Source organism: Paludisphaera soli, from assembly GCF_011064595.1.
Lineage (GTDB): Bacteria > Planctomycetota > Planctomycetia > Isosphaerales > Isosphaeraceae > Paludisphaera > Paludisphaera soli.
Genome location: NZ_JAALJI010000002.1, coordinates 196,173 through 220,801 on the forward strand (window position 1 = coordinate 196,173; position 24,629 = coordinate 220,801).

General features: G+C 70.8%; 20 protein-coding genes. 14 read left to right on the plus strand and 6 right to left on the minus strand.

All coding sequences use genetic code 11. The features are described 5' to 3' along the window. Positions 1 to 106: 106 nt before the first annotated feature. From G6O68_RS32290 to G6O68_RS03715, 3 genes are all read left to right on the plus strand, one after another. Complete coding sequence (locus G6O68_RS32290) at positions 107 to 1,243, plus strand: tetratricopeptide repeat protein (RefSeq protein ID WP_206108007.1); 1,137 nt, start codon at positions 107 to 109, stop codon at positions 1,241 to 1,243. Positions 1,244 to 1,277: 34 nt separating this feature from the next. Continuing rightward, entirely contained in the window at positions 1,278 to 2,345 is a 1,068-nt protein-coding gene (locus G6O68_RS03710; RefSeq protein WP_165244947.1) for an RluA family pseudouridine synthase, read from the plus strand. A 474-nt stretch (positions 2,346 to 2,819) separates the two neighbouring features. Further along, entirely contained in the window at positions 2,820 to 3,740 is a 921-nt protein-coding gene (locus G6O68_RS03715) for a dihydrodipicolinate synthase family protein (protein ID WP_165244949.1), read from the plus strand. A gap of 27 nt (positions 3,741 to 3,767) precedes the next feature. Here the strand turns inward: G6O68_RS03715 and G6O68_RS03720 are convergent, their stop codons facing one another. Next, positions 3,768 to 4,571: a 3-keto-disaccharide hydrolase gene (locus tag G6O68_RS03720; protein WP_165244951.1), complete on the minus strand. Its 804-nt coding sequence runs from the start codon at positions 4,569 to 4,571 to the stop codon at positions 3,768 to 3,770. Between the two features lie 206 nt (positions 4,572 to 4,777). Between G6O68_RS03720 and G6O68_RS03725 the strand changes: the two genes are divergently transcribed. Next, complete coding sequence (locus G6O68_RS03725; protein WP_165244953.1) at positions 4,778 to 8,296, plus strand: WD40 repeat domain-containing serine/threonine protein kinase; 3,519 nt, start codon at positions 4,778 to 4,780, stop codon at positions 8,294 to 8,296. A 26-nt stretch (positions 8,297 to 8,322) separates the two neighbouring features. On the opposite strand, the gene G6O68_RS03730 is transcribed toward G6O68_RS03725, so the two are convergent. Next, entirely contained in the window at positions 8,323 to 9,000 is a 678-nt protein-coding gene (locus G6O68_RS03730) for a hypothetical protein (RefSeq protein ID WP_165244955.1), read from the minus strand. A gap of 196 nt (positions 9,001 to 9,196) precedes the next feature. On the opposite strand from G6O68_RS03730, the gene G6O68_RS03735 reads away from it, so the two are divergent. Together G6O68_RS03735 and G6O68_RS03740 are read left to right on the plus strand one after the other, a co-directional pair. After that, entirely contained in the window at positions 9,197 to 11,284 is a 2,088-nt protein-coding gene (locus G6O68_RS03735; protein WP_165244957.1) for a S46 family peptidase, read from the plus strand. Positions 11,285 to 11,399: 115 nt separating this feature from the next. Continuing rightward, complete coding sequence (locus tag G6O68_RS03740) at positions 11,400 to 12,794, plus strand: alpha/beta hydrolase family protein (protein WP_165244959.1); 1,395 nt, start codon at positions 11,400 to 11,402, stop codon at positions 12,792 to 12,794. Here the strand turns inward: G6O68_RS03740 and G6O68_RS03745 are convergent. Further along, positions 12,773 to 13,120 (minus strand): HNH endonuclease, encoded by a 348-nt coding sequence (locus G6O68_RS03745; protein WP_165244961.1) that lies wholly within the window; start codon positions 13,118 to 13,120, stop codon positions 12,773 to 12,775. The two genes, G6O68_RS03740 and G6O68_RS03745, sit on opposite strands and share 22 nt — an antisense overlap. Before the next feature lie 21 nt (positions 13,121 to 13,141). Continuing rightward, positions 13,142 to 14,266 (minus strand): site-2 protease family protein, encoded by a 1,125-nt coding sequence (locus G6O68_RS03750; protein ID WP_165244963.1) that lies wholly within the window; start codon positions 14,264 to 14,266, stop codon positions 13,142 to 13,144. Positions 14,267 to 14,551: 285 nt separating this feature from the next. On the opposite strand from G6O68_RS03750, the gene G6O68_RS03755 reads away from it, so the two are divergent. Then, on the plus strand, positions 14,552 to 15,520 hold the full coding sequence (locus G6O68_RS03755) for a diguanylate cyclase (protein WP_165244965.1): 969 nt from the start codon (positions 14,552 to 14,554) through the stop codon (positions 15,518 to 15,520). Positions 15,521 to 15,632: 112 nt separating this feature from the next. Then, entirely contained in the window at positions 15,633 to 16,502 is an 870-nt protein-coding gene (locus tag G6O68_RS03760) for a sugar phosphate isomerase/epimerase family protein (RefSeq protein ID WP_165244967.1), read from the plus strand. 73 nt (positions 16,503 to 16,575) lie between these two features. Here G6O68_RS03760 and G6O68_RS03765 read toward each other — a convergent pair whose 3' ends face one another. Further along, positions 16,576 to 16,923, minus strand: a complete 348-nt coding sequence (locus tag G6O68_RS03765) for an ArsR/SmtB family transcription factor (protein ID WP_165244970.1) — start codon at positions 16,921 to 16,923, stop codon at positions 16,576 to 16,578. A 276-nt stretch (positions 16,924 to 17,199) separates the two neighbouring features. Between G6O68_RS03765 and thrC the strand changes: the two genes are divergently transcribed. From thrC to G6O68_RS03790, 5 genes are all read left to right on the plus strand, one after another. Next, entirely contained in the window at positions 17,200 to 18,651 is a 1,452-nt protein-coding gene (gene thrC, locus G6O68_RS03770) for a threonine synthase (RefSeq protein WP_165244972.1), read from the plus strand. A gap of 70 nt (positions 18,652 to 18,721) precedes the next feature. After that, on the plus strand, positions 18,722 to 19,534 hold the full coding sequence (gene dapB, locus G6O68_RS03775) for a 4-hydroxy-tetrahydrodipicolinate reductase (RefSeq protein WP_165244974.1): 813 nt from the start codon (positions 18,722 to 18,724) through the stop codon (positions 19,532 to 19,534). A gap of 31 nt (positions 19,535 to 19,565) precedes the next feature. After that, positions 19,566 to 19,952, plus strand: coding sequence for a hypothetical protein (locus tag G6O68_RS03780; protein WP_165244977.1), 387 nt, complete (start codon positions 19,566 to 19,568; stop codon positions 19,950 to 19,952). 34 nt (positions 19,953 to 19,986) lie between these two features. Then, on the plus strand, positions 19,987 to 20,526 hold the full coding sequence (locus tag G6O68_RS03785) for a cyclic-phosphate processing receiver domain-containing protein (protein WP_165244979.1): 540 nt from the start codon (positions 19,987 to 19,989) through the stop codon (positions 20,524 to 20,526). 70 nt (positions 20,527 to 20,596) lie between these two features. Then, positions 20,597 to 21,529 carry a UDP-glucuronic acid decarboxylase family protein gene (locus G6O68_RS03790; RefSeq protein WP_165244981.1) on the plus strand — a complete coding sequence of 311 codons (933 nt, stop codon included), beginning with the start codon at positions 20,597 to 20,599 and terminating at the stop codon, positions 21,527 to 21,529. A 24-nt stretch (positions 21,530 to 21,553) separates the two neighbouring features. Here the strand turns inward: G6O68_RS03790 and G6O68_RS03795 are convergent, their stop codons facing one another. Further along, on the minus strand, positions 21,554 to 23,152 hold the full coding sequence (locus tag G6O68_RS03795; RefSeq protein ID WP_165244983.1) for a phytoene desaturase family protein: 1,599 nt from the start codon (positions 23,150 to 23,152) through the stop codon (positions 21,554 to 21,556). Positions 23,153 to 23,434: 282 nt separating this feature from the next. Here G6O68_RS03795 and G6O68_RS03800 point away from each other — a divergent pair, with 282 nt between their 5' ends. Then, positions 23,435 to 24,481: a 3'-5' exoribonuclease YhaM family protein gene (locus G6O68_RS03800; protein ID WP_165244985.1), complete on the plus strand. Its 1,047-nt coding sequence runs from the start codon at positions 23,435 to 23,437 to the stop codon at positions 24,479 to 24,481. Positions 24,482 to 24,629 lie beyond the last annotated feature (148 nt).

Genomic DNA, 24,629 nt, shown 5'->3' on the forward strand with positions numbered 1-24,629 from the left:
GCCTTGACCGACCGCCCGTCGAAACACTAAGATCCTGTTTGGTTTAAGGCCCGAACGTCGGAGTCCGTCTCGCGGGGACCGCGAGCCAGGGCGCGAGGTGAGCAGGATGAAGAACGAACCGTCCCCGATCCATTCCCCCGGCGCGACCCACCCCGCTCGACACCAGTTCGAGCACGCGACGCCGACGGTGATCCACGACCCGGAACAGGACATGACGCTCCTGGCCCGGTGGGTGCACCGGGCCATGAAGGACCCGCTCAAGTTCTGGGGCTCGATCGGCGCTGTGGTCGTCGCGGTCCTGGCCCTGGTGATCGCCGCCAACACCCTGGGCTCGCGCGGCGGCGGCGAGGCCGAGGTCTGGACGCGGCTCGACGAGGCCAAGACCGCCGACGACCGGCTCGCGATCGCCAAGGCGAACCCGCAATCGCCGGCCGCCCCCTGGGCCACCCTCCAGGCCGCCTCGCAGCTCTACCAGTCCGGCGTCGCCGACCTCCCCAACAACTCCGACGCGGCGCTCCCGACCCTGAAGAAGGCCCTCGACCTGTACGACCAGCTCGCCAAGGCGGAGCCCAAAGATTCGCCGATCGCCGTCGCCGCCGCCTTCGGCAAGGCCCGGACTCTCGAAGCCCGCAACGAACTCCCCAAGGCCGTCGACCAGTACAAGCTCGTCGCCGAGACCTGGCCTGACGCCGCCGAGGCCGTCGAGGCCAAGAAGCTCGCCGAGGAATTGCAGAAGCCCGAAGCCGCGGCCTTCTACAAGGACCTCTACGCCTTCAAGCCGACCCGGGTCAGCCTCCCCCCGCTGGGGAGCGAGACCCTCGACTTCCCCCCCGTCGTCCCCTCCCCGACCGACGCCGACGCCCCGGCCGAGGGCGGCCTCCTGATCCCCCCGCCGCCCCCCTCCGCCGACGCCCCCAAGGCCGAAGAGCCGAAGCCCGAGGCCCCCGCCGCGCCGGCCGCGCAGCCCAAGGCCGAGGAGACCCCGGCCGCGACGACCAAGGTTGAAGAGCCCAAGGCCGAGGCACCGAAGGCCGAAGAGCCCAAGGCCGAGGCGCCCGCCGAGGCCCCCAAGCCGGAAACCACCGCCGCCGAGCCCAAGGTCGAGGAGCTCAAGCCGGAGACTCCGGCCGAGGTGCCCGCCGAGGCCCCCAAGGCTGAGGCACCCGCCGAGACCCCCAAGGTCGAGGAGCCCAAGGCCGAGGCACCTGCCGAAGCGCCCAAGGTCGAGGAGCCCAAGGCCTGACTTCCTCCCGAAGCCGGCGGCCCCCGCGATGTCCATGAACCCGACCCCGACCGACCTGGAGCCGCCCGAACCGAACGAGGCGGAGACGCCGCTGTCCGAGACTCCCCAGGAGTTCGAGGTCAAGCCGCGCACCGACGGCAAGCGGATCGACGCCTACCTGGCCAGCCGGTTCATCGACTACTCCCGGACCGTGCTCCAGAAGATCATCGAGGCCGGCGCGGTCGAGGTGAACGGCCGCGCCGTGCGGACCTCGTACAAGATCCGCTCCGGCGATCGGGTCAAGGTCTGGCTGCCGCCGCTGCACGACACGACGCCGGCGGCCGAAGACATTCCGATCGAGGTCGTCTACGAGGACGAGCATCTGACGGTCGTCAACAAGCCGGCCGACATGGTCACTCACCCGTCGCGCGGGAACTGGCGGGGGACGATGGTCAACGCCATCCAGCACCATTACGACCAGCTCTCGACCCTCGCCGGGGAGGACCGCCCCGGGATCGTCCACAGGCTCGACCGCGACACGACGGGGCTGCTCGTCGTGGTCAAGGACGACCTCGCCCACCGCCGCCTGGCCCTCCAGTTCGAGCATCGGACGGTCAACAAGGAATACCTCGCGCTCGTGTACGGCGTCCCCGAACGCGACAGCGACTACATCGAGCGGCCGATCGGCTACCACCCCACGATCCGCGAACGCATGGCCGTCCGCGAGATCGCCGAGGGGGGCCGCGAGGCGGTCACCTTCTACGAGATCCTGGAACGCTTCCGCGGCTACGCCCTGGTGAAGTGCAAGCCGCGGACCGGCCGCACCCACCAGATCCGCGTCCACCTGGCCAGCATCGGCCACCCGATCGTGGCCGACAAGGCCTACTCCGGCCGCAATCGACTCACCCTGGCCGACCTGGAAGTCCCCGGGGCCGACCCCGACGCCCTCGACTCCTCGCTGATCGACCGCCAGGCGCTCCACGCCTTCGCCCTGCGGTTCGCCCACCCGATGACCGAACAGCCCATCGAGCTGTCCGCCCCCCTCCCCCCCGACATGGCCCGAGCCCTGGCCGCCCTCCGCGAACACCGCATGCCGACGGCCCCGCCCAAACGAGGCCGTTGAGCAACATCCGCTCGCCGACGCCCCCTCTCGGCCCACACTCTCCTTCAAGGGATGCCGCGCGCGGCGGTCCCTGCGAGTTCGTCCCCGAACGCTCGATCCGATCAGGCCGCCAACCTTGAAGCGTCGGGAATACCCACGCAAAGCGCGCCGAACGAAGCCAATTCACGGCACCGAAATTCTGTCTTGAGTTATTATTCCAAAACGATTTACGTCGATTGGGTCCGTTTTATGTGTGGCGCGAACGAAGCCAATTTCGGGAGGCTCCTCGCGAGTCTCAAAGCACGGGAGCCCGCCGTCGCCGAGGGCGGGTCGTGCCGAGGGGAGGGGTCGCGAGGGGATCCGACGTGGCCATTTCCGAACGCGGGGCGATCGGCAGTTCTGACCCGGGCTCGGCCCCTGTACACTGGTCGGTTCGGTCTTCCCGCGACGTCGGCGGGAAGCCTCCTGAGCCCGCGTCTCTTCTGGAGTATCCCCATGCCAGGGCCGCTGTCGGGACTGATCCCCGCCCCTCACACCCCGTTCCTGCCGGACGGCGGCCTGAACCTGGAAGCCGTCCCGCTCCAGGCCGCGCTGCTGCGGGAGTCGGGGCTCGATTCGGTGTTCATCGGCGGGACGACCGGCGAGTGGGCCTCGATGAGTTCCGACGAGCGGAGGGGGCTCGCCGAGGCCTGGGTCGCGGCCGACGGCGGCTCTTTCCGCGTGGCTGTCCACGTCGGCGGCAACTGCCGGGCCGAGGCCGTGGCGTTGGCCTCGCACGCCAGGCAGGTCGGGGCGAAGGCCGTGGCGGCGATCTTCCCCAGCTACTATCGGCCCGAGACGATCCGGGATTTCGTCGAGTTCTGCGTCCCGATCGCCGCCGCCGCAGCCCCCTTGCCGTTCTACTTCTACGACTTCCCGGCGATGACCGGCGTCCGGTTCCCCATGTCGGACTGCCTCCGCGAGGGCAAGCTCCGGATCCCGACGCTCCGGGGCCTGAAGTTCTCCAACAACGACTGGCTGGAGTTCCAGGAGTGCATCCGGCTCGACGGCGGCGCGTTCGACGCCCTGCTCGGGGCCGACGAGTGCTACCTGGCCGGCCTGAGCATGGGCTTCGCGGGGACGATCGGCAACACCTACAACTTCGCGGCCCCGGTCTACCACCGGATCCGCGAGGCCTTCCAGAAGGGGGACTTCGAGGCCGCCCGCCGGGAGCAGGGCCATTCGATCGACCTGGTGAAGGCCCTGGCCGCGTTCGGCTTCCTGGCCGCGTCGAAGGCCGCGATGGCGATGGTCGGCGTCGACTGCGGCCCGGTCCGCCTGCCGGTCCGCGAACTGACCCGCGACCAGAAGCTGGCGCTCTGGGAGCGGCTGTCGCCGCTCGACGTCTTCCCCCGGCCGCTCCGCAAGCCGGAGTGACCGAGGGGGCGGCGGCCGGCGGCCGGCTCAGTCCTCCAGCGGCAGGATCTCGACCTTGCGGAACTCGACCGGGTGCGACTCCGCTTGAAGCGCGATCCAGCCGCCGGCCAGGTCCTTCCGGCCGTCCTTGATGAGCGCGGCGCCGTCCGGGTCATTGGGGTCGAGCTGCGGCTTCTCGTACTCCATGACCAGCTCGCCGTCGACGTAGTTCTTGATCGGCCCGAAGCCGTGGCACTCGACCTCGACGGTCACCCACTCGTCGCCCCGGATCGTCTTCGACTTCGACTCGGTGCAGTGCTGGGTGACCAGCTTGCCGTCCATCGTGTAGACCGTCCCGGGCGAGCAGACGTTGGCCGTGGGCCGCTTGCCGCGCTCGCCGCCTCCCAGGAACTGGATCTCCAGCGAGGCGGGGAACTCCTGGTCCTTCCGCATGGTGGTCGGGTCCTGGCTGTAGAGCATGGCCCCGCTGTTGCGGAAGGCCCAGCCCGGGCCCTTGGGGCACTGCTCGCCGACGAATCGATACTCGACCTTGAGCCGGTATTTCGAGAACGGCGCGTGGTAGAACAGGTGGCCGAACTCGCCGCCGAACGCGTCCCACTTGTCGTAGGAGACCTTGAGGACGCCGTCCTCGACCCGGAACGTGTCCCGATAGTTCTCGCCCAGGGGGCTCCCGGTGAACTTGGGGATCCAGCCGTCGAGGCTCTTGCCGTCGAAAAGGCTGATCCAGCGGCCCGGCTCGGCCGGGGCCGGGGTCTGGCCCGTGGCGGGAGGGGCGGACTGGGCGATGGCGAGGGCCAGGCCGATCGCGAGCGGAAGACGGGAACCGGGCATGGGCGGACGCTCCTGTAGCGGGACGGGGAGGGACTCGGACGGCCCATCTTCGCCCCCCGGGCGGCGGGAATCCAGGGGCGGGGCCGTCGTTACTCGCCGGCACCTTGATGATCGATTGAAAGCCGTTCATACTTGTTGAAAACAAGTTTCAATCGAAGCGGGTTCCTCCCGGACCTTCTCGACCTGCGGAAGCCGGAGGCCGGACGATGAACACTCCCGAGCCGTCGGACGATCGGACCGAATGGGACGCGGACGCCACCCTCTTCGAGGGCCCGTCGCTCGAAGGGCTCCTACCGGATCTGACCCCCGCCGAGCTGGAGGACGTCCGCGAGGCCGTCGCGGGGATCGGGGGGAGGTCGTCCTCAACCTGCCCCACGCGCCTGGAATCGCTGGGGCCCTACCGCGATTTGGAGGAGATCGGCCGGGGCGGGATGGGCGTGGTGTACCGGGCGATCGAGCCGGCGACCGGCGAGCCGGTGGCGGTCAAGATCCCGTCGCCCCACCTGACGGGCATGCCCAACGCGCGTCGGCGGTTCATCCTGGAGGCCGAGGTCGTCGGCCGGCTCAAGCATCCGGGCGTCGTCCCCCACATCAAGTCGGGCGAGGATCGGGGCCGCTGGTACATCGTCAGCGAGTTCTGCGACGGCCCCAACCTGGAAGCCTGGCTCAAGCACCGGAACGTCCCGGTCCCGCCCCGCGAGGCCGCCCGGCTGATCCGCATCCTGGCCGACGCGGTCGAGCACGCCCACGGCCGCAACGTGCTGCACCGCGACATCAAGCCGTCGAACATCCTGCTCCCGGGGGCGAGGCCGACCTCGGACGCGGAGGACCTGTCGCCCCGCCTGACCGACTTCGGGCTGGCCAAGCTGATCGACGCGGGGCTCGAAACGGTGGCGGGCCAGGGCCAGGCCGCCACCAGGACGGGGATGCTCATCGGCTCCCCCCCCTACATGGCTCCCGAGATGGCCTCGGACGGGAGGTCGGAGCTCGACCGCCGGACCGACGTCTACGGCCTGGGCGCGGTGCTGTACGAGCTGCTGACGGGACGGCCGCCGTTCCGCGGCGAGAACTCGACCGAGACCCTCCGCATGGTGCTCCACGACGAGCCCATCCCCGTCCGGGTCCTGCGCCCCGGGGCGCCGAAGCCCCTGGAGACGATCGCCCTGCAATGCCTGGAGAAGGACCCCGCCCGCCGGTACGCGAAGGCCGGCGAACTCCGCGACGACCTGGATCGCTACCTCGCGGGCCGTCGCATCCTCGCGAGGCCGCTCGGCAAGCTCGAGCGGCTGCGACGCTGGTCGCACCGACGCCCCCGGACCGCCCTGGGGCTGACGGCCTCGCTCGCGCTCGCCCTGCTCCTCATCGGCGGGATCGCCGCCTGGAACCTCTCGCTCCGCCGCCTGGTGGAGGAGCTGCGCGAATCGAAGGACAGCCTGGACCTGAACGAGAAGATGCTCCAGCAGACCATCGCGGAGCTGCGACAGGAGCGAGACCGGGCCGACCGGAACACCGACGCCGCCGAGACCCATTACTACGGCTCCCAGATCCAGGTCGCCGCGAAGGCCTTGCAGGAAGGTCACCTCGGCCGCGTCCAGCAGATCCTCCGCGATCTGATCCCGGAGCCGGGCGGGACCGACCGTCGCGGGTTCGCCTGGCGTTATCTCTGGCGGACGGCCAGGCGGGAGGCCCAGGAGCTCCCCGGCCTCGACAACGGCCTGGACGTCGGAGCCCTGAGCCCGGACGAGCGATGGTTGGCCGTCGCCAACCGGAGCCCGGTCCGTTGCTTCGGAATCTACGACCTAACCCGCGAACGCTTCGTCTGGTCCCTTTCGGGCGATCCCGACCTGGGCGTCTTCGCCGTCGCCTTCTCACCCGACGGCAAGCTCGTGGCCTTCGGCTTGAACGGCCGCGACCGGACCGCGGCGCAGGACCGGATCCGGATCGAAGTGCGCGACGTGGGGTCGGGGGAATTCCGCGGCCGGATGTCCATGGAATCGAGTTTCTGCTTCCGAAGCCTCGCCTTCGACGACTCCGGTCGCGTCCTCGCGGCCGCCTGCGCCGACGCATTCCATGGAATCCCCGGCGTGGCGGCGATTGTCCGCTGGACGTGGGGCGAGGGGCTCGATCGGGCTCCGGATTCGGTCACGCCGATCCGATGGCTGGCGGCGAGCCGCGACGGCCTCCGGCATGCCGCCATCGATCCCGAAGGCCGCCTCGCGGTCTACGACGCCCCCTCCGGAGCGTGGATCGCGACCTTGCCGGACGCCCCGACCGGGTCGTTGATGCACGTCGATTTCGGCGACGACGACCGGCGACTGGCCGTCGCCCGCACCGAGCCTCGCGACCTGACGATCTTCGACGTCGCCACGGGTCGGCGCCTGCACACCTACCCCGACCTCCCCGCGCCGGCGGTCAAGGTTTCCTTGCAGCCGGGCGGCGAGGGCGTTCTCGTCATCGGCGAGGACCGGGAGGTGCGACTGCTCGACCACTCGCGAGGCGTCGACGTGGTCATCTACGGGCCGACCGACGCCGTGGGCGTCCGGACGAGTCACCTTCGGTACATCTCGGACGGATCGGCGTTCCTCGCCCATCGGTCCGAATTCACGGCGCCGGACCATTTCGAACTCCGATCGAGCGTCGACGGCCGCCTCCTCGGCGAGTCGCCGGGTCGGATCGCGCAGGCGACCGAAGGGGCCTGGGTCGTGCGCTCTCTCGACAGGCAGTCGCTCATCTACGGCATCGGCCGCCACGTCTGGCGGTGGGACTGGGAGCGGACCCTCGCGCCCGACGACGCGACCATGGTCCAGGCGCATCGCGACGAGGTCTGGGGGGTCGCCTACTCCGCCGACGGCTCGATCCGTGCGACGGTGGCGAACAACGATCGCGACATGGAGTCGATCAAGTTGTGGGACGCGCGGTCCGGGCGTTTCCTTCGGTCCTGGAAGGGGCACGACGCCACCGTGAGCGACCTGGCCTTCTCGCCCGACGGGGCCATGCTCGCGACGACGAGCCTGGCCGTCAAGGATCCGATCAGGCTCTGGGAAGTCCCGAGCGGACGGGAGATCGCCGTCCTCGACCTGCCCGACGACGAGCCGGCCCGCGCCGTGGCCTTCGATCCGAGCGGACGCCGGATCTACGTCGGCGGCGATTGGGGGACGTTGTTCGCCTGGGACGTCTCCCGGAAGCGGGACGCCTGGACGGCCTTCCCGCCCGGGGAGGAGCCGAGGGGCCCCAAGAGCAAGAGGCGCTTCCACGACCTGGCCGTCTCCCCCGACGGCCTCCGCCTCGCGAGCGTCGACGACTCCGGCAGGGTCCGGGTCCGCGACGCCGAGACCGGCGGAATGGTCGCGGAGTACGCTTCCGGGGTCCAGTCGTTCGCGGTCCGCTACAGCCCCGACGGCGGGAGCCTGGCGGTCGCCGATCGCGAAGGGCGCATCCTCATCCTCGAAGCCGAATCGGCGCGGCTGGTCCGGACCATCAACGGCGACGACATCGAGCTGAGGGCCCTGGCCTACAGCCCGGACGGGCGGACCCTGGCCGCCGGCGGCCTCGGGCGCGTCGTCCGGCTCTGGGACCCTAAGACAGGCGACGAGTTGCTCACCCTGACGGGGCACGAGGCCCAGATCAACGCCGTCACCTTCTCGCCCGACGGCGACACGCTGATCTCGGCGGACCATTCCGGGGTCCTCCGGTTCTGGAGGGCCCGGGACGACGCGCCCCGCTGACGCCGCCCTCGCCCGGGCTCGCCGGCTCAGCGGGGCTTGATGGTCAGGTCGTCGAACATCCCCTTGTCGTCGAACGAGCCCAGGCCGATCCGCCCTTTGGAAAAGGTCCTGTCGCGCGCGGTCATGATCGGCTTCTCCAAGTCGTCGAAGTAGACTTCGACCAGGCCGGAGTCCGGTTCGCGGACCAGGCGGACCTCGTGCCAGCCGTCGGTCCAGTCGACGCCCTGGGTGCGGGTCTCGGCGATCGAGACCCGGGGCTCCCCATTGACCAGGAAGACGCTGTGGGCGTGGGGGTCGGCCGCCTTGGCCAGGTGGACGTAGTAGTAGTGGGACGGGTCGACGTGGCCGAAGATCAGGCAGAGGTCGCGGTGGCCGTAGTCCTTGACGGTCGACCGGACCTTGACGCGCAGCTCGAACCCGCCGAATTCCTCGCCGTCGATCAGGGCGATGTTCAGCGGCGAGCGGACCTTGGGCTCGTACTTGCTGGCCCCGAACAGCTCCAGGACCCGGTCGCCGTCCTTCGTCTCGGCGATCCGCCAGGCGGCGGGGTCGGTGAAGCTCCAGCCGGTGGGGGCGTCGCGCTCGAAATCGTCCCGGAAGACCTTCGCGGCGTCGGGGGGCTCGTCGGCCGAAGTCGAGGCCGCCGCCAGGCCGAGGGCCGCCGCGGCGATCGCCGTCCGCATGCCGATTCGTCGGGGTCTCATGATCGGATCTCCTGAGCGGCTGGGGACGGTTGCGGGACGGGGAGGCCTCGAATTTGACCCGAACGGGAAGGCCGATCAAGGCCCCACCGGCCCCGCCCGCGGCCGCTGCACCGTCTTGACATCCCCGCCGGGGGGCTCGGATGATGCACGCTCGGCTCCGGCCCCCCGCACCGCTCGCCCCCAGGAGATCAGGCCCATGTGGATTCGACGGCGGTCGATCGCGGTCCTCACAGGTATCTGCGCCATCATGACCATGACGACGGCTCGCGGCGACGAGGGGATGTGGGTCTTCAACAACCTCCCCCTGGAGACCCTCAAGTCCCGATACGGCTTCACGCCCCCGCCGGGCTGGGCCGAGCACCTGCGGTCGTCGGCCGTTCGGTTCAACAACGGCGGGTCGGGCTCGTTCGTCTCGGCCGACGGCCTGATCATGACGAACCACCACGTCGGCGCCGACACCCTGGCCAAGCTCAGCACCTCGGAGAAGGACTACTACAAGCTCGGCTTCCACGCCAGGACCCACGCCGAGGAGGCCAAGGCCCCCGACATGGAGCTGAACGTCCTCGTCGCCATCGAGGACGTGACCTCGAGGGTGAACGCCGGCGCGACCCCCGACATGGACGTCGCCGCCGCGGCCGCCGCCCGCCGCAAGGCCAGCGCCGAGATCGAGAAGGAGTCGACCGAGAAGACCGGACTCCGCAGCGACGTGGTGACCCTCTACCAGGGAGGGCAATACCACCTCTATACCTATAAGAAGTACACGGACGTCCGCCTCGTCTTCGCGCCCGAGTTCGACATCGCCTTCTTCGGCGGCGACCCGGACAACTTCGAGTACCCCCGCTACTGCCTGGACGTCTGCTTCTTCCGCGCCTACGAGCACGACAAGCCGGCAAAGATCGAGCACCACCTGAAGTGGAGCCCCGACGGCTCGAAGGACGGGGAGTTGATCTTCGTCGCCGGCCATCCCGGCCGCACCGACCGCCTCAACACGGTGGCGAGCGTGGAGTACCTGCGCGACTTCGGCTTCCCCAGCCTGCTCGACTGGCTCCACGCCAAGGAGGCCTTCCTGCTCGCCTACGGCAAGCAGGGCGAGGAGGCCTTCCGCCAGGCCAAGGAGGAGCTGTTCTCCATCCAGAACAGCCGCAAGGCCCGCCTGGGCGGGCTCGGCGGGCTCCAGAGCCTGGCCTTCATGGACCGCAAGCGCGAGGCCGAGCGGGACCTGCGGGCCCGCATCGCGGCCGACGACGCCAAGAAGGCCGCCTACGGCGCGGCCTGGGACAAGATCGCCGAGGCGCAGCAGGTCAACGTCCGCACCGCCAGGCCCTACATGTTCCTGGAGCGGGGCCGGGGGCTCGATTCGGCCCTCTTCTCGATCGCCCGCAACCTGGTCCGGCTCGCCGACGAGAAGGCCAAGCCCAACGCCGACCGGCTCAAGGAGTATCGCGATTCGGCCCTCGAATCGCTGGAGCTGGAGCTGTTCTCCGAGGCCCCCATCTACCCCGCGTTCGAGCAGGCCAAGTTCGCCTTCGGCCTCGACTACTGGAAGAAGGTCGCGCCCGACGACCCGGACCTCGCCCGGGTCCTCGACGGCCGCACGCCCGAGCAGGCCGCGGCCGACCTGGTGGCAAGGTCGAAGCTCGCCGACGTCGCCGTCCGCCGCAAGCTGGCCGAGGGGGGCAAGGCCGCGATCGAGGCCTCGGAAGACCCCATGATCAAGCTGGCGATCGCCGTCGACCCCGCCTCCCGCGCCCTCCGCAAGGAGCGCGAGGACCAGGTCGAGGGGGTCGAGTCGGCCAGCTACGCGCTCGTCGCCAAGGCCCTGTTCGAGGAGAAGGGGGACTCGATCTATCCCGACGCCACCTTCACGCTCCGCCTGGCCTTCGGCGCGGTGAAGGGCTACACGATCGACGGCAAGGCGATCCCGCCGTTCACGAACATCGAAGGGGCCTTCGAGCACGAGGCGGCCCATCACGCGAAGCCGCCGTACGCCCTGCCCAAGTCGTGGCACGAGGCCAAGGCGTCGGGCGCCCTCAAGCTCGACACGCCGCTGAACTTCGTCTCGACCGCCGACATCATCGGCGGCAACTCCGGCAGCCCGGTCGTCAACAAGGACAACGAGGTCGTCGGCCTGATCTTCGACGGCAACATCCAGTCGCTCGTCCTGGACTTCGGCTACGACGACGCCGTCGCCCGCGCCGTCTCGGTCGACTCGCGGGGGATCCTGGAATCCCTCCGATCGGTCTACAAGGCCGAAGAACTCGTCCAGGAGCTGACCGCCCGCTGACGACCGGCCGGGGCCTCGAGTCGAAATCCGGCCCGGGCCCCGGCGCGATCGGCCCCGATCCCGCCACCTGGACGTGGTGATCCATCCCGTCCCTGCGGCCCTCGGAGCCTCGCCGATGCCGGTCCGTCCCTCGCCGTCCCGCCTCCTTCCCGCCCTCCTGGCCCCGGCACTCCTGCTCGCCGCGACCCTCGCGAGGGCCGACGACCCGGCCGCCCCCCTCCCCCGCAAGCCGATGCTGGGCGCCGCGATGGGGCCGGTCACTCCCGAGCTGCAAGCGAGCCGGAAGCTCGACGCGGCCGAGGGGGCGGCGATCGTCCAGGTCATCGCCGACTCGTCGGTCGAGGCCGCCGGGCTGAAGCCGGGCGATGTCATCACCGCCGTCGACGGCGAACCGGTCAAGGGACCGCTCGACGTGGTCGGCCGGATGAAGACGGCCAAGGCCGGCGATCGGCTCGCCGTCCGCTACGTCCGCGACGGAGGGCCGGCCGACGCCGAGGTGGTGCTCAAGGAGAAGCCGCGACGCCAGGGGGATGGTTATGAGGTCCTCTACGACTCGGCGACGAGCCTGGGTCACCGCCTGCGGACGATCGTCACGAGGCCGGCGGCCCAAGGCAAGCGGCCCGCGCTCCTGATGATCCAGGGGCTCGGGAACTTCTCGATCGACGCGCCTGGCGGACAGCCGATGGGCTACGACCGGATCGTCGCCGAGCTGACGAAGGCCGGCTACGTCGTGATGCAGGTCGACAAGCCGGGCTGCGGCGACAGCGAGGGGGGCCCCTGGCCCGAGATCGACTTCCGCACCGAACTCGACGGCTACCGCCAGGCGCTCAAGGCCCTCAAGTCCTATCCGTTCGTCGACCCGGACCGGGTCTTCCTGTTCGGCCACAGCATGGGGGGGGTGATGGCCCCCGTGCTCGCCGCCGAGGAGCCAGTGCGGGGGCTGGCCGTATACGGCACGGTCTTCCGCACCTGGTTCGAGTATCAACTGGAGAACATCCGCCGCCAGAGCCGCCTCGCCGGGGCCGACTTCGCGACGATCGAGCGGCAGGTCCGCGACGAGAACCGCTTCCTCGCCGGGCTCTACCTGGAGAAGAAGTCGCCGGCCGACGTGCTGGCGGAGCACCCGGAGCTTCGGGGCCACGCCGAGGAGATGGGGTACGACGGGACCCACCTGTTCGGCGGCCACTACACGTTCTTCCAGCAACTCGCCGAACTGAACATGCCCGAGGCCTGGGCCGCCGCCGCCGCCCAGGCCCACGCGCTGGCGATCTGGGGGAAGGGGGACTACGTCGCCCCCGAGGTCGACCACCGGATGATCGCCGAGGCCGTCGACGCCGTGCATCCCGGCGGGGGGACGTTCGTGGCGCTGGACTGCGACCACGGATTCTCGAAGGCGACGAGCTTCGCCGACAGCTTCGGCCGGAAGTCCGAGGGGGAGTTCAACCCGGCGATCATCGAAACGCTGAAAGGCTGGATGGACCGACTGGCTCAGGACGGCGCGGGGTCCTGAGGCAAGGGGCGCCAGCGCTCGGCCCGCTTGACCAGCAGGCGGGCCACGAACGCCTCGTAGTCCTCGGCCGACCGCCGTTTCCGGGGGTCCCATCGGCGGCCCTTCTCGCCGTTGCATCGGCCGTGCACCGCGGCGAGGTTCGCCAGGTCGTCGCCGCCCCCCCGGGTCCGGGCGCGGATGTGCTCGATCGTGGCGCCCTCGCCGGTCCGGGCGTCGAAGGCGATCGGGCCGTTGCAGATCAGGCACTTGCCGACCCAGTCGCCCCCCCGACGTTCGAAGGTGACGTCGGTGAGGGCGGCCAGGCCGAGCTTCTGGGCGGTCGTCATGCCGGGGGCTCCCGCTTCGCGTCAATACACCCGCTCGCCCCCCGCCGGCGCGACCGAACCGTCGCCGACCTTGCCGAGGGCCTCGCGCACCATCAGCAATTCGCCCACGTTCTCCAGCGTGAGCAGGCCGACGACCCGCCCCTGGCGCGTCACCCGCAGGCAGGGGACGCCCTGCTCGCGGAGCAGGCCGACGGCGGCGACGAGCGGGCCGTCGGCCTCGACCGGCGCCGCGGCGGCCGCGGCGAACTCGCGGACCGGCGCCTCGGGCCCGCGCGAGGCCAGCCCGGACATCAGGCTGGCGCGGGTGAGCACCAGGTCGCCACCCTCGCCGTCCTCGACCGGGAAATCCTGCTGGGCCCCGGCGAGCAGCAGGTCGGCGGCGTGGCCCAGCGTGTCGTCCGCACGCAGGGTCAGGAAGTTCGTGAGCATCGCCTCGCCGACCGGGACGTCCTTCAGCGCCGCCCGCTCGGCGACCTGCACGGCCTCGGCCTCGGCCCCGATCCAGACGAAAAGTGCGATGAACAGGAGCATCGGGGCGCCGCTGCTGAGGCCGAACAGCCCGAAGGCGATCGCCATGAGCTGGCCGATCGACGCCGCCATCCGGGTCGCGCGGGCGTAGGGGAGCTTCATCGCCAGCAGGGCCCGGAGGACCCGTCCGCCGTCCATCGGGAACGCCGGCAGCATGTTGAACGCGGCCAGGAACACGTTGACCAGCAGGATCTTGGACCAGAACCCGGCGTGCAGGATCTGGCCGGTGTCCGCCGCCGTCGAGGGGAGCCGTACGCCGAAGACGCCGGCCAGCACCGCGACGATGACCACGTTGACCGCCGGCCCGGCCAGGGCCACCAGCAGCTCCTGCCCCGGCTTGTCCGGGATCCGCTGCAGGCGGGCCACGCCGCCGATCGGCAGCAGGGTGATGTCGGTCGTCGGAACGCCGAACCGACGCGCGGTCAGGGCGTGGCCCAGCTCGTGCAGGACGACGCAGGCGAACAGGGCCAGGACGAATCCCCCCTGCTCCAGCCCCCGCGCCAGGCTCTGGTTCGCCATCGCCCCGGCCGCCACCAGCCAGGCGATCAGGATCACGAACGTCCAGTGGACGTAGATCGGGATCCCCGCCACTCGCCCCAACTTCCAGGACCAAGACATCCCGGACCCTCCCGTCGTCCCCGTTTCGCTCCCCGTCGGCCGGCCCCCCATTCTATACGGCCCGGCCGCCCGGCCAACCGGCCGCGAGGCATTTCCGCGACGGCGATTTGACATGCTCGGGCGGCGACCTAGGTTACCCGTAAGGCGAGCCCCCGCCCCAGGGGGCCGCCGAGGGAAGTCGGATCACCTTGGCCATGGCAGAGACGCCGCGGGCGGCCATCGGCCCCCGGCCCGTCGCCGCGCCCCCAATCGGCGCGATGCCGTCCAGAGGGAATCGAGGCGGTCATGGACCTGAAGGTCAGCACGCAGATCTGCCCCTCGCCGGTCGTGGAAGAGGCGGAGGAGACCCAGGTCACCCCCGCGTCCCCCATGTACCTGATCCTGGTCCACGGCGGCACCACCGGGACCATGTTCCGCGTCGGCCGGCAGACCAGCCTCGGCCGCGCGGTCGACAACACCTACCAGTTCCACGACGCCACCGTCTCACGTCGGCACGCCGCCCTGACGGTGGACGAGGACGGGGCGGCCTGGCTGACCGACCTGGGGAGCAGCAACGGCACCCTGCTGGACGGCAAGCGGATCCCCCCCCACAAGCCGGCCCGCCTGGAGGACGGCTCGCGGGTCCAGCTCGGGGGCTCCATCATCCTGAAGTACGTCAGCCTCGACCCCTGCGACGAGCGGTTCCAGCGCGAGATGTTCGAGCGGACGGTGCGGGACAACCTGACTGGCCTCTACAACCGCGGCTACTTCATGGAGCAGATCGGCCCGCTCTGCGAGCGGAACAAGCTCCGGAAGCTGGGGACGGCCGTCCTCATGGTGGACGTCGACCACTTCAAGCGGATCAACGACACCTACGGCCACGACGTGGGGGACGCCGCGCTCCGCGAGGTCGCCAAGACCCTGCGCGAATCCACCCGATCCGAGGACCTCGTGGCGCGTTACGGCGGGGAGGAATTCATCATCGCCCTGCCCGTCGCCTCGATCGAACAGGCCCTGGACCGAGCCGAGCAGATCCGCTCGCTGCTGGCGAGCCGCCCGATCCGGGCGGCCCGCAAGGAGTTCCGCATCACGGCGAGCCTGGGCCTGTCGTGCACCACGATCGGACGCCGGCGCACCATCAACGCCCTGATCGCGACCGCCGACATCGCCCTGTACGAGGCCAAGCGCACCGGCCGCGACCGGGTCGTCGACGCCGCCCGGGTCCTCGCCGACGGCGAACGCCGGACCGAATCCTGCGACGCGCTCGCCGTCTGAGGACCGGACGCCGAGGCCCCTCGCGTCGCGGGGCGTCGTGGGCTATCATCGGGCGTGCGCCCCGGCCGGGGCGGTCGCCCCAGTCCCCGCGTTCCCGGAAGGTGACGGTATCGTGTCCACGACGCCCGACGTCTCGTCCCCGCGCCCGTTCGAACCCCTCGCCCTGGGTGTGTGCAGCTGGAGCCTCCAGGTCAAGAGCGTCCCGGAGCTGAAGGGGTTCCTGGACCGCCTGGGAGTGGACGTCGTCCAGATCGCCTGCGGCGACCCTCACCACGCCAGCTGGGACGAGGGGGATGACCTCCCGTCCGCCGCCCGCGCCGCCGGCTTCCGCATGACCGGCGCGATGCTGGGCTTCCCGGGCGAGGACTACACCACGCCCCAGACCATCCAGAAGACTGGCGGCTTCGGCGACCCCGCCACCCGGCCCGAGCGCCTGGAGCGGCTGCAATGGGCGCTCGACCGGACGGTCGCCCTGGGCCTGTCGGACCTGATGCTCCACGCCGGATTCCTGCCCGAGGTCGACGACCCCGGCCGCTCCGACCTGCTCGACGTCCTCGGCCGGGCCGGCGACCTGGCCGCGGCCAAGGGGGTCACGCTCGCCTTCGAGACCGGCCAGGAGACCGCCGCGCTGCTGCGACGCACGCTCGACGACCTGAAGTCGCCGAACCTCAAGGTCAACTTCGACCCGGCCAACATGCTGCTCTACGACATGGGGGATCCGATCGAGGCCGTGAAGATCCTCGGCCCCGACATCCGCTCGGTCCACCTGAAGGACGCGCGCCGGCCCAAGGTGAAGGGCGCGTGGGGCGAGGAGGTCCCGCTCGGCGAGGGAGAGGTCGACATCCGGGCCTTCGTCAAGGCCCTCAAGGGTGCCGGCTACCAGGGGCCGCTGGTCGTGGAGCGCGAGGTGGGCGACCAGGAGGGGAGGCTTCGCGACGTGGCCCACGGCCTCGCCTTCCTCCGCGAGTGCCTGGCCGACTGACCGATCAAGCCGATGTCGTCGCGAGGCCCGGGCCGGCCGCGGGGGCCGACGCCGGGCGCGTCGCGTCGCACGTTCAGCCGACGACGGACTCGACGACCTGGGCCAGCTCGCGGCCGGCCTCGGTGAGGGCGTAGTAGTTGTGCTTCCCCGAACGTCGGGGCTCGATCAGGCGACCGTGCCGCAGCAGGGCCAGGTGGTGGCTGACCGCCGGCTGGCTCTGGCTGCCGAGGTCGGCGCACAGCTCGGTCACGTTCCGCTCCTTCTCGCTGAGGAGGAGCAGCACCTGGAGCCGGGTCGGGTCGGACACCTGCTTGAGCAGCTCGGCGACGCGTCGGATCTCGGCGAGGTGGCGGGCCGACGCGGCGGCGGCGGTCTTCGACGACCGGCTCGACGCGGACGCGCGTGTAGAGGTTGCAGCCATCGCAATACTCTCCTGGCTGGGCGGGGTGGGACGGTGGGGCGGGATCGTCGGGCCCTCGCACGACCGAGGACTGGGCGTACCCTGTAAGTTATGATAGGATAGACACATTCTTGTGTTGCGTCAAGCCCGCGCCCGCGCGGCCCGGCGCTCGGCTTGCCGCCGCCGGGCGATTCCCTTAGAGTGACGTTGAGGCCCGAGGGTGCCGCGACCGGCGGCGCCATCTTCGAGGCGGGGCCTTCCCCCCCGTCGCGCCCCACCCCCGCGAGAGACAGACCGATGTCCGGGCATTCGACGTTGACGACCGAGACCCCCCGACGCGCCGCCGAGGCCGCCTTCCAGCAGTGCCTCAACCCGTCCTGCGCGGCGACGTTCGCCATCGACGAGGCCCACTTCGGCTGCCCCCGGTGCGGCGACCTGATCGACGTCGTCTACGAGTGGGACCGGCTGGAGACGCCCCGCAGCCTGAAGGCCTTCGAGGCCAAGTGGTCCCGGCCCCTCGACCCGCTCTGCTTCTCGGGCGTCTGGCGGTTCCGCGAGCTGCTGCCGTTCGCCCCGGCCGACCGGATCGTCACCGTCGGCGAGGGCCGGACCCTCCTGCAGAAGGCCGAGAAGGTGGGCCGCTACGTCGGCATCGACCCCGGCGGCCTGATGCTCCAGTACGAGGGCCTCAACCCCTCGGGGAGCTTCAAGGACAACGGCATGACCGCGGCGTTCACCCACGCCCGGATGATCGGCGCCCGCCGCGTCGCCTGCGCCAGCACCGGCAACACCTCCGCCGCGCTGTCCGTCTACTGCTCGGCCACGGACTTCGGCTTCCAGGCGATCATCTTCGTCGGCTCGGGAAAGATCGCCTACGGCAAGCTCTCGCAGGCCCTCGACCATGGGGCCCTCACGGTCCAGATCGAGGGGGACTTCGACGACGCCATGCGCCGGGTCCGCGAGGTCGCCGACCGCCTGGGCATCTACCTCATGAACTCGGTCAACCCCTTCCGGCTGGAGGGGCAGAAGACGATCATGTACCGCGTGCTGGAGGCGATGGGCTGGGAGGTCCCCGACTGGATCGTCGTCCCCGGCGGCAACCTCGGCAACTCCAGCGCGTTCGGCAAGGCGTTCATCGAGCTGGTCCACCTGGGCCTGATCCCCCGCGCCCCCCGGCTGGCGGTGATCAACGCGAACGGCGCCCGCACCCTGCACGAGCTGTACGGCTCCCGCGAAGTCCGCTGGCGGGACGGCCTGGCGGACTCGACCAAGGTCGACTCCTACTACGGCGAGCTGGACGCCTCCGGAGTCAAGGCGTCGACGATCGCGTCGGCCATCGAGATCAACCGCCCGGTCAACTTCAAGAAGTGCCTCCGCGCCCTGGACTTCTGCGACGGCGTCGTCCGCGAGGTCTCGGACCAGGAGATCATGGACGCCAAGGCGCAGGTGGGCGCCGGCGGCCTGGGCTGCGAGCCCGCCAGCGCGGCCAGCGTCGCCGGGGCCCGACGCCTCCGCGAGGAGGGCCTCATCGCCCCGTCCGATCGCGTCGTCTGCATCCTCACCGGGCACCAGCTCAAGGATCCGACCGCGACCGTCGCCTACCACGGCGCCGACCGCGCGAACTTCGAGAAGGTCCTGGGGAGCCGGGGCGTGACCCGCGCCGAGTTCGCCAACCATCCCGTCGTCGTCCCCAACGACCTGGACGCCATCGTCCGCGCCATCGCCCTGCACGGCGACGCCGCCTCCTGACCGCACCGGCCGCGAACGGCCCCGGGCGTCCCATCGAGCGAGTCCCGACCCAGCGAAAGGAAGACCGGCCGTGAGCACGGCGCGAACCCGGATCGGATTGCACGGAGCGACGGGGAGGATGGGCCTGCGCCTGGTCCAGCTCGTCGCCCAGGACCCCCGCGTCGAGCTGGTCGCGGCCGTCGACCGCGAGGGGAACCCGAAGCTCGGCGAGGACGCCGGCATCGCGGCCGGGATCGGCCCGCTGGGCGTCCCCGTCCAGACCCTCGGCGAACTCGGCCCGGACTCCCGCCCCGACGTCTTCATCGACTTCTCGCACCCCTCGGGGACGCCCGAGATCGCCGCCTTCTGCCGCCGCGACCGGATCGCCCTCGTCGTCGGCACGACCGGCCTGGAGCCCGAGCATCACCGGGCTTTGGAGGCCGCCTCGACCGCGATCCCCGTGCTGGCCGCCCCGAACATGAGCCGCGCGGTGAACCTCCTGATGAAGCTCGTGGCCGAAGCCGCCGCCGCCCTGGGGACCGAGGCCGACGTCGAGATCGTCGAGCGGCACCACCGCCTGAAGAAGGACGCGCCCAGCGGCACCGCCCTGCGCCTGGCCGAGATCGTCATGGCCTCGTCCGGCGCCGGGCCGATGGTCCACGGCCGCGAAGGGCAGGTCGGCGAGCGGCCCCGGGGCGAGATCGGCATGCACGCCGTCCGCGCCGGCGACTGCCCCGGCGACCACACCGTCCTGTTCGCCGTGGGGGGGGACAGCCTGGAACTCACCCACCGCGCACTGAACCGCGACGGGTTCGTCCGGGGGGCGATCGACGCGGCCGTGTTCCTGGCCGGCAAGCCCCCGGGCTCCTACGCGATGGCCGACGTGCTCGATTCGCCCCGTTGAAGGAGCCCCGCCCCGAGGGGCGGGGGTCGACATGGCCCGTTGCGATCAAGGTTACCTGTGCGCGGCCTGCGGCGCCGAGGTCGAGGGGCTCCTCGAGTCCGAGCTGTACCTCCGGTACGTCCTCGGCGAGGTCGACCCCGAACTCCTCCACAAGCTCCCGGAGCGGCACCTCCGCTGCAACCCGGCCCTGGCGCAGTTCATCGTCGACGAGTCGTTCGCCGCAGCCGTCGACGACGGGCCGTTCGCCAAGTCGGCGCTCGACCCGGCTTTCGTCGCCGCCGAGGAGGCCCGCGTCAGCGCCGGCTTCCGCCGCCTCCGCGAGCTGGCGGCCGCCGATCGCGAGGGGACGATCCTCGAGTATCCCCTCGCGTCCCCTCGCGGGGGCGCGCGGCGCCCCGGGAGCGATCCCGATTCATGACGAAGGCCCGCGACCGAGCGGGGAGCCCCCGCCCATGATCGAGGGCCCCCGAGCGACCGAACCCGACGCCCCCGCCCGGCGCGTCCTGTTCCTGGACGACGACCCCCGGCGCGTCGAGGCCTTCCTCGGACGCTGCCCCGAGGCGGTCTGGGTCGAGACGGCCGACGCCTGCATCGCCCGCCTGGAGGAGCCCTGGGACGAGGTCCACCTGGACCACGACCTCGGCGGCGAGCATTTCGTCGACGTCAACCGGGACGACTGCGGCATGGCCGTCGTCCGATGGCTCTGCGCCCGGCCCCGGGAGCCGCTTCGGGACGCGCGTTTCTTCATCCACAGTCACAACTTCGCCGCGGCCTCGCTGATGGTCGAGTGCCTCCTCCAGAACGGCTACGCGGCCGAGTTCCGCCCCTTCGGCTTCGACCTGGTCGACTTCCTGTCGTTCGAGCCCCCCCCGCCCCCCTCCCGGCGGACTAAGCTTTGGCGACGGCTCGTCGACTTCGCGCGCCGGCTGTCCGGCGAGCGACCGACTCCCCGCGCTCACTCGGCTGACGAGCCGCCGGGCGAGTCGTTATGATGGGCGTCTTCGGGCCCGGGGATCGAAATCCCCGGCCGCCCCGCCTCGGCAACGTCATCGGAGAACAACTTTGAGAACGGTCATCACCGGAGGAGCGGGCTTCGTCGGGTCCCACCTGTGCGAGCGATTCCTCGCCGAGGGCGACGAGGTCGTCTGCGTCGACAACCTGCTCACCGGGACGCTCCGCAACATCGAGCACCTGGACGCGAACCCCAAGTTCCGGTTCATCGAGCACAACGTCTCCGAGCCGCTGGAGATCGACGGCGCCGTCGACAACGTCCTCCACTTCGCCAGCCCCGCCAGCCCCGCCGACTACCTGGCCCATCCCATCGCGACCCTGAAGGTCGGCTCCCTCGGCACCCACAACGCCCTGGGCCTGGCCAAGGCCAAGGACGCCCGCTTCCTCCTCGCCAGCACGTCCGAGGTTTACGGCGACCCCGACGTCCACCCCCAGGTCGAGGAATACTGGGGCCACGTCAACCCGATCGGCCCGCGCGGCTGCTACGACGAGGCCAAGCGGTTCGCCGAGGCCATCACCATGGCCTACCACCGCTTCCACGGCGTGAAGACCCACATCGTCCGGATCTTCAACACCTACGGCCCGCGCATGCGGCTGAACGACGGCCGCGTGCTCCCCAACTTCATGAAGCAGGCCCTCCGCGGCGAGCCGATCACCATGTACGGCAAGGGGGACCAGACCCGGAGCTTCTGCTTCGTCACCGACCTGGTCGACGGCATCTACCGCCTGCTCCACTCCGAGTACGCCCTGCCGGTCAACATCGGCAACCCGTCGGAGATCACCGTTCACCAGCTCGCCGAGGAGATCATCGCCCTCGTCGACGGCACCAAGAGCCGGATCATCTACGAGGACCTCCCCGAAGACGACCCCAAGCGCCGCCGCCCCGACATCACCAAGGCCCAGAAGCTCCTGGGCTGGAACCCGACCATCGACCGGGCCGAGGGCCTGAAGACCACCCTCGCCTACTTCCGCTCCGTGGTCTGACCCGCCCGGGCCGAGGACGGCCGCTCACGCCCCGAGGACTTCCATCGCGGCGTTGCGGCCGTTGATCGCGATCACGCTCCCCCCGGGGTGCGTGCAGGCCCCGCAGAGGAAGACGCCCGGCATCGGCGTCCGGGGCGCGAGCCGGTTCTCCCACATGTGGGCCGGCAGGCACTCGCCCTGGAAGATGTGCCCCCCCGTCAGCCCCACCCGCGCCTCGACGTCCGGCGGCCCCAGGGCCTGGACGTCGAGGATCGCGCCGGGGAGGTCGTCGCAGAACCGGCCGATCGAACTCAGGGCCAGCTCCACGACCTCGGCCCGGCGCGAGTCCCAGTCTCCCGTCGCGAAGGCGTAGGGGACGTACTGGGCGAAGACGCTCATCGTGTGGGCCCCCTCGGGGGCGACGCTCGGGTCGTGCGCGGTGTGGAAATACAGCTCGGTCCAGAGCCGGGCGGGCAGCTCCCCGCGACGCGACGCCCGGTAGCCCTCGTCCCACTCGGCCTTCGAGAGCGGCGTGTTGACCTGGCCCAGGTGGTGCTCCCGGTTCTCGCCGGGCCGCGCCTTGAAGCTCGGCAGATGCCTGAGCGCCACGTTCATCTTGAGGGTGCAGCCGAGCTGCGGGACGGTCTCGACCCGCCCTCGCCAGGACGAGTCGGCGTGCTCGCCCAGCATCCGCAGGGTGGCGCGCGGGTCGGCGTTGGAGACCACGACGTCGGCCGCGATCCGCTCGCCGCCGGCCAGCTCCACCCCCTCGCCCGGCAGGATGCGGGCGACCGGCGCCCCCGTGACCACGACCGCGCCGAGGTCGCGCGCGGCGTCGCAGAGGAGGAACGAGACCATCCCCATCCCCCCCTCGACGTAGCCCCACTGGCCCGGCACGCCGCCGAGCCGGCCCGACTGGTGGTGGAAGTGGATCGAGGCCGTCCCCGGGTCGTGCGGGCTGGCGTTCGTGCCGATGACCCCCTGCCCCAGGTAGGCCGACTGGATCCGCTCGTCCTGGAAGTAGTGCTCGACGCACTCGACCATCGACCAGTCGAACAGGAGGCGACGGGCCTCGTGGTCCCCCCCGAGCCGCTCGTCGATCTGCTCGATCGTCGGGGCCTTGCCGATCCAGAGGTCGCCGTCCCCCTCGGGCCGGAGCGCGTCGCGGAGCCGGGCCTTCACCGAGCCGAAATCCCGCCAGCCCTCCACGTCGACCGGCGAGATCCGGCGGATCTCGTCCTCGCAACGGGCCTCGTCGTCCCAGAACTGGATGCTGGAACCGTCCTCGAACGGGACGAAAAGCCCGGCCGTCGCCGGGGTCCAGCGGAACCCGTAGGCGGGGAGCCGAAGCTCCTCGATCACCTTCGGGTGGAGGAGTCCGACCAGGTACGCGCAAGGGGAGAGCTTGTAGCCCGGCCAGACCTCCTCGATCGTGCAGGCCCCGCCGACCCGATCGCGCGATTCCAGCACCAGGACCGACTTGCCCGCCCTCGCCAGGTAGGCCGCCGCCGTCAGGCCGTTGTGCCCCGCGCCCACCACGACGACATCCCAGCGCCGGCCGGCGACCTCCCGGATCGTGGCCTCAAGGTCCATCTTTCCAAGGGTTTCCAGCGTCGGCCTGCGGCCCCCGGGGGTCGTCGCCATGGCTGCTCCTTCTCCTCGGGTCGGGTTTCGGTGGGACCGCCCCGGGCCGACCGCGAGCTGCGATCGACGGGACCGGCGCTCCAGGATAACGTGGCCGGGCCTGGCAAGGTATCGGTCCGGCCGTCGCAATCGGCCGGGTCGATCCGTCGAAATGCGCCGCCGCCCCGCGGATCCTGGTGTAAACTTGGACGCACCGCGGGCCGTCGGACTGCCTGCCTCGCCCCGCCCTCGCCGAGGGTCGCGGGTCCTTTGCTGGAATCCCGACGAGGGGACGACATCGATATGCCTTCGACCTCGACCGTCATCACGCGGCTCTCGGACCTGGTGGACGGCCAGGAGGCCGTCTGCTTCGCGGCCCTGGTGCGGAAGACGCGCGGGACGACCAAGGCGAACCAGCCGTTCATCAAGTGTCTCTTCCGCGACAAGGACGTGTCGTGCGAGGCCCCGCTCTGGCACGACCACCGCTACTTCCCCGAGGCCGGCTCCTGGGTCGAGGGGATCGCCTACCGGATCCAGGTCCGCGCCAGCTTCAACATCCGCTTCGGCATGCAGATCGAGCTGCTGGGCATCCAGCCCGCCACCGAGGCCGACGCCGTCGACGGCTTCGACTTCGACGAGCTGTACGAGACCAGCAAGTACTCCGCCGCGTCGATGACCGAGTCGATCCGCCAGCGCATCGACCGATACATCACGCAGCCCCATTTGAAGCAGCTCGTGCTCCGCATCCTCGACGAGAACCTCGAGCTGTTCAGCCGAATGCAGGCCGCCGCCGCCATGCACCACAACTACACGCGCGGCCTGCTGGAGCACGTCTGGAGCATGAGCCGGGTCGGCTCGCTCCTCGTCGACCACTACGCCGACTATTACGACGGCCTCAACCCGCCGCTCGACAAGGGCGTGGTGATGGCCGCGATCATCCTCCACGACATCGGCAAGCTCCGCGAGCTGTCGTACAACCCGGTCGAGGCCCGCTACACCAAGGAAGGCTCGCTGCTCGGCCACATCATCATGGGCCGCGACCTCGTCCGCGACACCGCCCGGACCATCGAGGGCTTCCCCGAGGAGACCCTGCTCTGCCTGGAGCACGCCATCCTCTCGCACCACGGCAAGCGCGAGTTCGGGGCGCCGGTCCTGCCGATGACCCTGGAGGCGCTGCTGGTCTCGTTCATCGACGACCTCGACGCCAAGATGAACGCCGCGGCCCGCCACCTGATGCAGTCCAGGACCGAGGACGCGTTCACCGACAAGCTCTTCGCGCTGGAGAATCGGAAGATCTACAAGGGGATCCCCGTCGAGGCCGGCGACCCGGCCGAAGACGCCCCCTTCTGATCCCCAAACGCCCGAAGGTCCCCCGAACGCCCGCGCCGGCGTCCTCGCGCCGGGCCGCGGGCGGCTTCGCGCGCCTGGCCGTCGCGAGGCCCGACGGATACAATGCGAGTCGTCGTCGCGCGTCGCCCCGTTTCGGGCGGCGCCCCCC

Bases quoted from the DNA above. Each gene is read 5' to 3' on its own strand.
- G6O68_RS03780 (WP_165244977.1), top strand. From the start codon at position 19,566: ATGGCCCGTTGCGATCAAGGTTACCTGTGCGCGGCCTGCGGCGCCGAG.
- G6O68_RS03755 (WP_165244965.1), top strand. From the start codon at position 14,552: ATGGACCTGAAGGTCAGCACGCAGATCTGCCCCTCGCCGGTCGTGGAA.
- G6O68_RS03795 (WP_165244983.1), bottom strand. From the start codon at position 23,152: ATGGCGACGACCCCCGGGGGCCGCAGGCCGACGCTGGAAACCCTTGGA.
- G6O68_RS03735 (WP_165244957.1), top strand. From the start codon at position 9,197: ATGTGGATTCGACGGCGGTCGATCGCGGTCCTCACAGGTATCTGCGCC.
- G6O68_RS03710 (WP_165244947.1), top strand. From the start codon at position 1,278: ATGAACCCGACCCCGACCGACCTGGAGCCGCCCGAACCGAACGAGGCG.
- G6O68_RS03715 (WP_165244949.1), top strand. From the start codon at position 2,820: ATGCCAGGGCCGCTGTCGGGACTGATCCCCGCCCCTCACACCCCGTTC.
- thrC (WP_165244972.1), top strand. From the start codon at position 17,200: ATGTCCGGGCATTCGACGTTGACGACCGAGACCCCCCGACGCGCCGCC.
- G6O68_RS32290 (WP_206108007.1), top strand. From the start codon at position 107: ATGAAGAACGAACCGTCCCCGATCCATTCCCCCGGCGCGACCCACCCC.
- G6O68_RS03750 (WP_165244963.1), bottom strand. From the start codon at position 14,266: ATGTCTTGGTCCTGGAAGTTGGGGCGAGTGGCGGGGATCCCGATCTAC.
- G6O68_RS03800 (WP_165244985.1), top strand. From the start codon at position 23,435: ATGCCTTCGACCTCGACCGTCATCACGCGGCTCTCGGACCTGGTGGAC.
- G6O68_RS03785 (WP_165244979.1), top strand. From the start codon at position 19,987: ATGATCGAGGGCCCCCGAGCGACCGAACCCGACGCCCCCGCCCGGCGC.
- G6O68_RS03765 (WP_165244970.1), bottom strand. From the start codon at position 16,923: ATGGCTGCAACCTCTACACGCGCGTCCGCGTCGAGCCGGTCGTCGAAG.
- G6O68_RS03740 (WP_165244959.1), top strand. From the start codon at position 11,400: ATGCCGGTCCGTCCCTCGCCGTCCCGCCTCCTTCCCGCCCTCCTGGCC.
- G6O68_RS03730 (WP_165244955.1), bottom strand. From the start codon at position 9,000: ATGAGACCCCGACGAATCGGCATGCGGACGGCGATCGCCGCGGCGGCC.
- G6O68_RS03725 (WP_165244953.1), top strand. From the start codon at position 4,778: ATGAACACTCCCGAGCCGTCGGACGATCGGACCGAATGGGACGCGGAC.
- G6O68_RS03720 (WP_165244951.1), bottom strand. From the start codon at position 4,571: ATGCCCGGTTCCCGTCTTCCGCTCGCGATCGGCCTGGCCCTCGCCATC.
- G6O68_RS03745 (WP_165244961.1), bottom strand. From the start codon at position 13,120: ATGACGACCGCCCAGAAGCTCGGCCTGGCCGCCCTCACCGACGTCACC.